This is a genomic window from Devosia sp., assembly GCF_041917035.1.
Classification (GTDB): Bacteria; Pseudomonadota; Alphaproteobacteria; order Rhizobiales; family Devosiaceae; genus Devosia_A.
Window position 1 is genome coordinate 1 of sequence record NZ_JAYRYM010000150.1, and the last position, 9,621, is coordinate 9,621.

At 69.0% G+C, this 9,621-nt stretch carries 10 protein-coding genes; 3 read left to right on the forward strand and 7 right to left on the reverse strand.

What is annotated here, in order from left to right:
* Positions 1 to 439 (reverse strand): cell cycle transcriptional regulator TrcR (locus ACE3TU_RS14790; protein ID WP_374625492.1); only part of this gene is annotated, 439 nt, incomplete at its 3' end.
* A gap of 94 nt (positions 440 to 533) precedes the next feature.
* Positions 534 to 1,580, reverse strand: coding sequence for an NAD(P)H-quinone oxidoreductase (locus ACE3TU_RS14795; protein ID WP_374625494.1), 1,047 nt, complete (start codon positions 1,578 to 1,580; stop codon positions 534 to 536).
* A gap of 120 nt (positions 1,581 to 1,700) precedes the next feature.
* Here ACE3TU_RS14795 and ACE3TU_RS14800 point away from each other — a divergent pair, with 120 nt between their 5' ends.
* Both ACE3TU_RS14800 and ACE3TU_RS14805 read left to right on the forward strand, forming a co-directional pair.
* Complete coding sequence (locus tag ACE3TU_RS14800) at positions 1,701 to 1,886, forward strand: DUF1192 domain-containing protein (protein ID WP_374625496.1); 186 nt, start codon at positions 1,701 to 1,703, stop codon at positions 1,884 to 1,886.
* A 348-nt stretch (positions 1,887 to 2,234) separates the two neighbouring features.
* Positions 2,235 to 2,759: a DUF1465 family protein gene (locus ACE3TU_RS14805; protein ID WP_374625498.1), complete on the forward strand. Its 525-nt coding sequence runs from the start codon at positions 2,235 to 2,237 to the stop codon at positions 2,757 to 2,759.
* Between the two features lie 60 nt (positions 2,760 to 2,819).
* Here the strand turns inward: ACE3TU_RS14805 and rpmE are convergent, their stop codons facing one another.
* The gene (rpmE, locus tag ACE3TU_RS14810; protein WP_374625500.1) at positions 2,820 to 3,041 is read right to left on the reverse strand and encodes a 50S ribosomal protein L31; all 222 of its coding nucleotides are present in this window, start codon (positions 3,039 to 3,041) and stop codon (positions 2,820 to 2,822) included.
* Positions 3,042 to 3,206: 165 nt separating this feature from the next.
* Between rpmE and ACE3TU_RS14815 the strand changes: the two genes are divergently transcribed.
* Positions 3,207 to 5,033, forward strand: a complete 1,827-nt coding sequence (locus ACE3TU_RS14815; protein ID WP_374625502.1) for an ABC transporter transmembrane domain-containing protein — start codon at positions 3,207 to 3,209, stop codon at positions 5,031 to 5,033.
* Between the two features lie 48 nt (positions 5,034 to 5,081).
* Here ACE3TU_RS14815 and ACE3TU_RS14820 read toward each other — a convergent pair whose 3' ends face one another.
* From ACE3TU_RS14820 to ACE3TU_RS14835, 4 genes are all read right to left on the reverse strand, one after another.
* Positions 5,082 to 5,924: a carbohydrate ABC transporter permease gene (locus ACE3TU_RS14820; protein ID WP_374625503.1), complete on the reverse strand. Its 843-nt coding sequence runs from the start codon at positions 5,922 to 5,924 to the stop codon at positions 5,082 to 5,084.
* Positions 5,921 to 6,844, reverse strand: coding sequence for a carbohydrate ABC transporter permease (locus ACE3TU_RS14825; RefSeq protein ID WP_374625504.1), 924 nt, complete (start codon positions 6,842 to 6,844; stop codon positions 5,921 to 5,923). The genes ACE3TU_RS14820 and ACE3TU_RS14825 overlap by 4 nt, the downstream gene beginning before the upstream one ends.
* A gap of 110 nt (positions 6,845 to 6,954) precedes the next feature.
* Positions 6,955 to 8,256 (reverse strand): ABC transporter substrate-binding protein, encoded by a 1,302-nt coding sequence (locus tag ACE3TU_RS14830; RefSeq protein ID WP_374625506.1) that lies wholly within the window; start codon positions 8,254 to 8,256, stop codon positions 6,955 to 6,957.
* A gap of 109 nt (positions 8,257 to 8,365) precedes the next feature.
* Positions 8,366 to 9,526, reverse strand: a complete 1,161-nt coding sequence (locus ACE3TU_RS14835; RefSeq protein WP_374625508.1) for a serine hydrolase domain-containing protein — start codon at positions 9,524 to 9,526, stop codon at positions 8,366 to 8,368.
* Positions 9,527 to 9,621 lie beyond the last annotated feature (95 nt).

Genomic DNA, 9,621 nt, shown 5'->3' on the forward strand with positions numbered 1-9,621 from the left:
TGGCATTGTTCCAGTGCGTGCCGTCGCGCACCGCGTCGATGGTCGACTTGGTGGTGCCGACCAGCCGCATCAGCTGCGCGTCCTTCATCTCCGGATGATTGCGCAGCAGCCACTTGATGGCGTTGGGCCGCTCGTTGCGGCGCGAGATCGGAGTGTAGCGCGGACCCTTGCGCTTGGGCGCGGCGACGCGGACCTTGGGCTCGCTCATCTTCATGCGGTAGTTCGGATCGGCCTCGGCCTTCTCGATCTCCTCGCGGGTGAGCTGGCCGTTCTGCACCGGGTTGACGCCCATGATGCCGCTCGCCACGTCGCCGTCGGCGACGCCCTGCACCTCGAGCGGGTGCAGGCTGCAGAACGCGGCGATCTGCTCGAAACTGAGCGCCGTGTTGTCGACCAGCCAGACGGCGGTGGCCTTTGGCATCAGAAGGGGCGTGGCCATCGTGAATATCTCCTTGAGGCGCGGCCCGGCCTCCCGGTCCGCCCCGCCTCGTCGTTCCGAATGAGGGGGAATGACGAACTATATACGCGCGCCCTCAGGCCGATTCAATCGGATTGTCGCGATCCTCGGCGAGTCCGGCGCCCCATTCGGTCACCAGCACGACCTTGCCGTAGTGCGTCGGGGCCTCGAATGCGGCGTGCGCCGACGCCGCGTCGGCGAGGCGGAAAGCGCGCAGGCGGGGGGGAACGATGCGGCCGTCCGCGAGGCCCGGCCAGACCCCGGCCAGGAGATGGCGCGCGATCGCCGCCTTGGTCTCGGAACTCTGCGGCCTCAGGGTCGAGCCCGACAGGGTCAGCTGCTTGGCCAGCAGCCGGCCGGCATTGATGGTGGCCTGCGCACCGGCAAGGGTCGAGACGAGGACGATGTGGGCTGACCTCGCGGCGGCGACGAGGTTGCGCTCGAGCCCGTCGCCGCCGACGATGTCGACGATGCGGTCGGCACCCCGTCCGCCGGTCAGCTCGAGGGTCCTCTCGACGAAGTCCTCGGTGTCGCGGCGGATCGCGGCGACGGCTCCGAGGCTTTGCGCGTAGGCGGCCTTGGCGGCGTCGGAGACGACCGCGATCGGCCGGGCGCCCAGGTGCCGCGCGATCTGGATGGCGGCCCCGCCAATGCCTCCGGCCGCGCCATGCACCAGCACGGTCATTCCGGCGGCGAGCCCCGAGCGCATGACGAGGGTCTGCTCGACGGTGAAGAAGGTCTCGGGCAGGGCGGCGCCGGCGCGCATCGACCAGCCGGAGGGCAGGGGCAGGACCTGTCCGGCGGGAACGGCGACATAGTCGGCATAGCCGCCGCCATTGGTCAGCGCCACCACTGGGTCGCCCTCGGTCCAGCCGGCGACGTCGGGGCCGATGGCGGCCACCATGCCGCTCACCTCGAGCCCCGGCAGCGGCGAGGCGCCGGGGGGCGGGGGGTAGGTGCCGCGGCGCTGGGCGATGTCGGGCGCATTGAGCCCGGCCGCCGCGACGCGGATGAGGACCTCGCCCGGGCCGGGAGCGGGCAGCGGCGCCGAGACGAGGCGCAGCATCTCCGGCCCGCCGGGAGCGGCGATGGCGATGGCATGCATCCGAGCGGGAACAGACATGAGAGCGGGAGACATGGCCACAGCTGTGAGGGATTGCCGGCCGCGCCGCAAGGGGGCGGCAAGGGTTGCATCGACGGGCACAAGGGCTAGATTCTGCCGCACTGAAACGAGGGGACGGCCATGTTCGACGACGATGAGGTCAAAAGGCCCAAGAGCCATGAGGTCGGGATGCCGATCGACACGATGTCGGTGGCGGAACTGGAGGAGCGCATCGGCCTGCTGCGCGGCGAGATCGCCCGGCTCGAGCAGGCGATCGCGGCGCGGCAGAAGACGCGGGCGGCAGCGGACTCGGTGTTCAAGTTCTAGTTCGGCCGGCCTGCGGGCCGGTCGACGCCTGCCGGTCTCTGCGGGCCGGCGGGAGGGCAGCGGCGGCGTGTGCCACCCGTATCGGGACCGGTGCGACAGGGTTAAGAAATCGACTCCCGTTAACGCGGCGTTAACCGGCTTGTGGCATTTCTAGGGATATCCAGTTCTCTGGATTTGGCAGAGCGGTTTTCCCTCTGTTTGACGCCTCCCTGTTAACTTTCGAGAGCCGTTTCGACGGCTCTTTTCTTTTGTGCGCCGCGACGACCGCGATGTTAAGGCTCCTGCAACGCACAGGAGCGCAATGCTGGGGTGACGGGCAGCGGCCCGGTCCCCGGAGCCGAGCACAACGTGGACGACAACAGGGAAGCCAGACACCCGATCGCGATCGGGCCACGCATCGTGGCGGCGGGCGGATTCGAGCTGCTGTATCGCGAGGGCATGGGGCTGATCGAGGAAGTGGCGGCCTATCTCGACGGCGACGGCCGGGCCGAGAGCCGCGGACTGCCGCGAGAAACCTCGTTCCTGTACGCCACCGAGAGCATGCGCCTCACCACAAGGCTGATGCAGCTCGCCTCGTGGCTGCTGCTGCAGCGGGCGGTGAACGAGGGCGAACTGACGGCGGAGAATGCCCGGATCGAGAAGGAGAAGGTGCGGTTCTCCGCGACCCCCTCGGAACGCGGCGGGCCGGGCTTCGATACGCTGCCGGCGCGACTGCGCGACTACATCGCGCGGGGCGACCGGGTCTTCGAGCGGGTGCTGCAGTTCGACAAGCTCGAGCGCGGCGCGGTGATCGAGCCGGCACGGGGCGCCGAGGGCAGCATCACCGACCAGCTGGCGCGGCTCAAGGCGGCATTCGGACGGTTGCAGCAGTAGCCCACAAACAACGAGCCCGGCGCGAGGCCGGGCCGATGCGGTCGGAGCTGGTCGTTCCGATCAGAAGCCGAGGCCCTTGAACTTGTCCTTGAAGCGGGTGACGCGGCCGCCGCGGTCCATCAGGTTGCCCTGCACGCCGGTCCAGGCGGGATGGGTCTTGGGGTCGATGTCGAGCTGCAGCGTGTCGCCCGCCTTGCCGTAGGTCGAACGGGTCTGGTAGGTCGTCCCGTCGGTCATCGCCACGGTGATCATGTGGTAGTCCGGGTGGATATCGCTCTTCATCGCTGCCTCAAATCAAACGGGCGCCGCGGGCGCCCGGACCAGGTGGTGTTTCTGTGGCCGGCTTCATAGAGAAAAACCCGGCCCTTCGCAAGGGGACGCGCCTGCGGCGATGAGGAGCCATTTCGGATTGCGGGGGCGGGCCGACCTGCCTATACCGATGGCACCTTGAACACGGCTTCGAAAACGACGACCAACACCCGAACCGGCGCCCCGGGCGCCGGCACCGCGGGCTACAACCTGCAGCCGATCCGGCGGCTGATGCCGTTCGTGCTGCGCTATCCCTGGCGCCTGACCTTCACGGCGCTGCTGCTGCTCACGGCGGCCCTGTCCTCGCTGGGGATCCCGGCGATCGCGGGCCGGATCATCGATGTCGGCTTCCTGTCGCGGAACCTCGACGCGGTGACGCAGTATGGCGGGCTGGCGATCCTCGTCGCGGCGGTGATGGCGGTGGCCAGCGGCGGCCGGTTCTATTTCATCTCGATCCTCGGCGAGCGGGTGCTGACCGACCTCAGGCGGGCGGTGTTCGACCACCTGCTGGCGCTCGATGCGAGTTTTTTCGACACGCATCGCGTCGGCGAACTGACCTCGCGCCTCAACGGCGACGTGGCGACCATTCGCGGGGCGATCGGGTCCAGCCTGTCGATCATGCTGCGCGGCGCGGTGACGCTGGTCGGCGCGGTGACGCTGATGTTCCTCACCAGCCCGTTCCTGACGGTCACGGTGCTGATCGGCGGGCCGCTGCTGGTGGTCCCGGTGATCGTGTTCGCGCGACGCCTGCGGCGGATGTCGCGGCGGGCGCAGGACACCATCGCCGAGATGTCGGCCATGGCCACCGAGGCGCTGGGTTCGACCAAGACGATCAAGAGCTTCGTGCAGGAGCCCGAGCAGTCCCGCCTCTACGGCCAGCGCGCCGAGGACTCGTTCAAGGCCGAGATCACCCGGCTGGGCACGCGGGCGATCCTTTTGGGCGGCATGATGTTCGCCGGGACGGCCGGCCTCGTGGTGCTGGTCTGGTGGGGCTCGAAGGCGGTCTTCGACGGCGTGGTGACGGCGGGAGAGCTGACGCAGTTCATGATCTACGCGCTGATGGCCAGCAATGCGCTGACCAACCTGTCGGAAATCATGGGCACGCTGCAGACGGTGGCCGGGGCGACGGAGCGGCTGATCGAGATTCTCGATACCGAGCCGTCGATCCGCGCGCCCGCCGAGCCGGTGCCGCTGCCGGTGCCGCCGCTCGGCACGGTCGACTTCGAGCGGGTGCGATTCGCCTACCGGACCCGCGACGACGAGACGGTCATCGACGATGTCAGCTTCTCGGTGAAGGCGGGGGAGACGGTGGCGCTGGTCGGGGCGTCCGGCGCCGGCAAGTCGACGCTGTTCTCGCTGGCGCAGCGCTTCTACGACGTGACCTCGGGGCGCATCCTCGTCGACGGAATCGATGTCCGCTCGGTCGACCCGGCGCAGCTCAGGAAGCGGTTCGCCTCGGTGGAGCAGGAGCCGACGATCTTTGCCGGCACGATCGCCGAGAACATCCGGTTCGGGCGGCTCAATGCCACGCCGGAGCAGATCGAGGCGGCCGCCCGGGCAGCGCTGGTGCATGACTTTGTCGTCGAGCTGCCCAATGGCTACGGCTCGATCGTCGGCGAACGCGGGGTGATGCTCTCGGGCGGACAGAAGCAGCGGCTGGCGATCGCCAGGGCCCTGCTCAAGGACGCACCGATCCTGCTGCTCGACGAAGCGACCTCGGCGCTCGACGCCGAGAGCGAGCGGCTGGTGCAGCTGGCTCTCGAGCGGCTGATGCAGGGCCGCACGACACTGGTGATCGCGCATCGGCTGGCGACGATCCGCGATGCCGACCGCATCCTGGTGCTCGACAAGGGGCGGCTGATCGACGAGGGCACGCACGAGCAGCTGGTGCGCAAGGGCGGCAAGTATGCCGAGCTGGCGCGGCTGCAGTTCCGCAACGAGCCGGTGCCGGCCGTAGCGGAGTAGCGCTGCCGGCCGCCGGGGAAGCGAGCGGACCGGACCTCGGAGCCCGGGTCAGCCCTTGACCGCGCCCTGCAGCAAGGCGGCGACGAACTGCTTCTGGAAGAGCAGGAACAATACGATCGTCGGGGCGAGGATCAGCAGCGAGCCGGCGCAGAGCAGCGGGATATTGGTGCCCCACTGGCCCTGGAACGCGCCCAGCGCGCCGGCCATGGTGCGCTCGAGCGGCGTCTCGACCAGCACCAGCGGCAGCAGGAACGAGTTCCATGTCCAGAGGAACTGGAGGATGGCCAGCGACAGGATGGCGGGCCGGGCCAGCGGCACCTGGATGTGCCAGAACTGCTGCCAGACGCTGGCTCCGTCGATCTCGGCGGCTTCGCTCATTTCGGCGGGAACGTTCACGAAGTGCGCGCGCATCCAGTAGATGGAGAACGGCATGAACAGGCCGATGAGCGGCAGGATGATGGCGAACTTGGTGTTCAGCAGCCCGAGCCACTGGACCTCGTAGTAGAGCGGGATGATCACCACTTCGAGCGGCAGCGTCAGCCCGATCACGAACAGCAGGTAGACGAACTGGCTGCCGCGCGGCGCCAGCTTGGCGAGGCCGAACCCGGCCATGGTGCCGATCAGGATCGACACCGGCACGACGCAGGCGACGATGGTGATGCTGGAGAGCAGCAGACGGTCCAGCTTGGCGGCTTCGAACGCCGCGACGAAATTGCCCCATTGCGGGTCGGCGGGCCATTGCAGGCCCGGCGGATAGGTGCCCGAGGGGGCGAGCGCTGCCGAGAACATGGTGATGAACGGCAGCAGCGTCATGAACATCAGCACGACGAGGAGGCCCCGCGCCGCGAAGGTCCCCAGGGCCGCACTCGGCCGCCTGACCGCGGCGGTCACCGGCGACGCTCCCGCATCAGCCACTGGATGGGCAGGATGCAGACGATGACGAGGATCATCAGCACCACCGCCAGCGCAGAAGCGAGCCCGACCTGCCGATGCGCGAAGGCGAGACGGTAGATCTCGAGTCCCGGCACGTTGGTGGTGCCGCCGGGGCCGCCGCCGGTCGCGACATAGACGATGTCGAAGCTGGCGAGCGCGGCGATGACGGTGACAGTGATGCAGACGCCGATCTCCTGGCGCAGGCCGGGCAGGGTCACGTGGACGAACTCGTCCCAGCCGGAGGCGCCGTCGAGCTTGGCCGCTTCGTAGAGGGTGGGGTCGATCTTGGCGATGCCGGTCACCAGCAGCATGGTGCACAGCCCGAGCAGGACCCAGGCCCCGATGATGCCGACGGCGGGCAGCGCGAAGTCGAAATCGCCGAGCCAGCCGCGCGTCCATGCGCCGAGGCCGATGGCCTGCAGCAACTGGTTGACGACGCCGTTCGAGGCCAGCATCCAGCTCCAGGCGATGCCGGCGGCGACCAGCGGGATGACCTGGGGAATGAACAGCACCGTGCGGGCGGTGGTGCCGAACGGGCCGCCCAGGTGCTTGCGAATGATCTGCGCGACCCCCAGCCCGATGCCGACCGGCAGCAGGCTGAAATAGAGGACCAGCTGGAAGGCGTTGCCGATGGTGGCCAGCAGATCGGGTTCGGTCAGCACGGTGAGATAGTTGGTGAGGCCGCGGAACTGCGCGACCCCGATGCCGTTCCAGCGCAGCAGCGAGTAGTAGGCCGTCATGCCGATGGGGATGAGCACGAAGGCGCTGTAGAACAGCAGCGCCGGCGCGATGAACAGCCAGGCCACCAGAACCCCGCGGCCGCGGAGATTGGGCCGGGAGGGCAGCCGGTCGGACGAAGGCGTGGACGAGTGGGCCATCAAGTCTCGCAGGGGATCGATACGGGGCGGCCTGCCGCTGCGTCGCAACGACGAACCGCCCCGGCCTTGATCAGTCGCGTCCCGGAAGGGCGTTCCGGGACGCGCGCGGCTCAGCGCGCCAGCTGCTTTTCATACTCCGCCTGCACCTGCTTGAGAACGCTTGCCGCGTCCGTCCGGCCGCCGACAAGGAGCTGCAGCTGCGGGGTCCAGCCTTCGGCGAAGATGGCGCCCGTGGCGTTGGCGATGAAGTCCATCGCGCCGTTGTCGCCCGCCAGCACATTGCCGGCCGCCAGGGTGGCCTCGGTGACCGAGCCGGGTGCAACCGGCGGGATCGGCAGGTCCGGCGGGCCGCCGGGGTTGGAGCCGCCGACATCGACGTTGATCCGGCGCGCATCCGGGTTGGTCGCCACCCAGTTGAGGAAGAAGGCGGCGCAGTCCGGGTTCTTGGCCTTGGCGCCGATCCCGTAGGTGAGCGGCGCCGACATGGCGGCGTGCTTGCCGCCGGCCGTCGCCGGGGGCATCAGGAAGAAGCCGGCATTGCCGGCCATCTGCTTGTCGAGATTGCCCGACTCCCAGTCGCCGTTGAACAGGAACAGGCCGGTGCCGCCGATGAAGCGGCCCATGTTGGCGCCGTAGTCGAGCGAATTGGCATCGGCGGGGAAGTAGCCGGCCTTGATCCACTTCTCGAGGTGCTGGGCGGCCTGCAGGTTGGCGGGCGTGTCGATGGTGGCGCCCGGCTTCTGGAAGATCCAGTCGTTGATCGGGGTCGGGTCGCCATAGGCGCCCATCAGGTTCTGCAGCGGGAAGGCGAGACCGGCGTTGGGCGCGTTCCACTCCTGGATCGGCTGGATGCCGGCGGCCTTGGCCTTCTCGAGCAGGGCGTCGAGCTCGGCGAGCGTCTGCGGCGGTTCGGTCATGCCGACCTGCGCGGCGAGCGTCTTGTTGTAGAACACCCCGGTGAGGCTGTAGTTCAGCCCCATCGCGAACAGCGAACCCTCGCCACGCGGCCGGCCGGACTCGTGGATGCGCAGCTGCACCAGCTGGGACGGCGGGAACTTGTCCCAGCCGAAATCGGTGAAGTAGCCGTCGAGATTCTTCAGCAGCCCGTCGACCACCAGGTCGCTGATGCTGGGCAGGCGGATGAGATCGGGCGCGTTGTCACCGGCGAGCACGCGCGGGCTGTTCTCCATCAGGTTGGCGAACTGGTCTTCCTTGATGTCGAAGGTGACATTGGGGAACTGCCGGGTGAATTCCTCGGCCAGCCGCGTGGGCAGCGGGAAGCCGGTCTCGAAGTAGGAATTGAGCACCACCGGGTCGGTGCCGCAGCTGGGGGCCGCGAGCGTCGTGCCGGCGGTTGCTGCGGCCGCGACGGCGACGGCGATACGAAGTGCAAGGCGAGAGTATGCTCTCACGACTACCTCCTCCATGGATCAGGGCAGCAGTGGATGTTTCCGTCTGCTAAATGGATTTAGCACATGGAGCGCTCCGACTGTCAATACGGCCGCGCCACCCTTTGCGCGTTTAGCCGAGCGCGCGGCGAAGCGCCTCGATGATGCGGGTGGCGCGGGTATCTTCCGGGCCCATCATCCAGTTGGTGACGAAGCCGAAGCCGAGCTGCGCCTCCGGATCGGCAAAGCCGACCTGACCGCCCGCCCCGTCATGACCGAAACTGCGGGGCGAGAGGTAGCGCCGCGCCTCGGAGTCGAGCTGGAACCCCATGCCCCAGCGGGCATAGGGCGGCTCGGCCGGAAAGAAGGGCGGACCCTCGCTCTGCGTGCGGGTGGCGATGTCGACCACCCCGGGCCCGATGAGACGCACCCCGTCGGTCGGCGTCACGGTCGCCGACCAGATGGAGGCGAGCGCGGCAGCCGTGGCGATCCCCCCGGCTCCCGGCACCTCGGCGGCCTGCAGGCGCGGATCGTTGAAGCCGCCCTCCGGCGTTGCCAGGGCGGCGGGCAGGGCGCCGCCCATGGTCATGGCGCGGAAGGGCCAGTTCGGACCGGGCTTCAGCGCCTCGTCCTGCCACAGCTCGTTTATGCTGGCGGCGACCTGCAGGTGCGCCGGACGACCCCGTGCCGCGGCGGGCAGCCCGATCCAGGCATCGACGCCGAGCGGGCGGGCAATTGCTTCGTCGAAGTAGCGGCCGACCGTGAGCCCGGTGCCGCGGCGGATGAGTTCGCCGGCCAGCCAGCCATGGGTGATGGCATGGTAGGCATAGGCGGTGCCGGGGCACCAGAGCGGGTACTGGTCGGCGAGGATGCCCACCATGCGGTCCCAATCGAGGATGTCCTCGAAGCGCAGGTCGTCGCGCGGCGCCGAAAGGCCGGCACGATGCGAGAGCAGATCGGCGACGGTCGTTCCCGCCTTGCCGGTGGCGCCGAACCGGGGCCAGTAGTTCGTCACGAGGGCGTCGTAGGCGAGGCGCCCTTCCTCGACGAGGCGCGCCGCGAGGATGGAGACCAGCCCCTTGGTGCACGAGAAGATCACCGAGGGGGTGTCGCGCTGCCAGGGGCGTCCGTCGCGCTCGTCGGCGACGCCGCCCCACAGATCGACCACCGGGTGGCCGCGGAGGCGGACATGCAGCGCGGCCCCCATCGTCGGCCGCCCCTCGAAGGCGGCAGCGAAGGCGGCGCGCACCGGCTCGAAGCGTGGCTCGACCGAGCCGGAGATGTCCCCGCTCACTTCGGCCGGTCCAGCTGCAGATAGCCGTCGGCGTCGACGGCGAGGGGCAAGGGGTCGCAGATGCCGCCACTGAACGGCCGGTCGGCACCGGCATT

What these genes read in the sequence shown, in the direction of transcription:
- ACE3TU_RS14795 (WP_374625494.1), bottom strand. Translation starts at nt 1,580, where the DNA reads ATGTCTGTTCCCGCTCGGATGCATGCCATCGCCATCGCCGCTCCCGGC.
- ACE3TU_RS14800 (WP_374625496.1), top strand. Translation starts at nt 1,701, where the DNA reads ATGTTCGACGACGATGAGGTCAAAAGGCCCAAGAGCCATGAGGTCGGG.
- rpmE (WP_374625500.1), bottom strand. Translation starts at nt 3,041, where the DNA reads ATGAAGAGCGATATCCACCCGGACTACCACATGATCACCGTGGCGATG.
- ACE3TU_RS14825 (WP_374625504.1), bottom strand. Translation starts at nt 6,844, where the DNA reads ATGGCCCACTCGTCCACGCCTTCGTCCGACCGGCTGCCCTCCCGGCCC.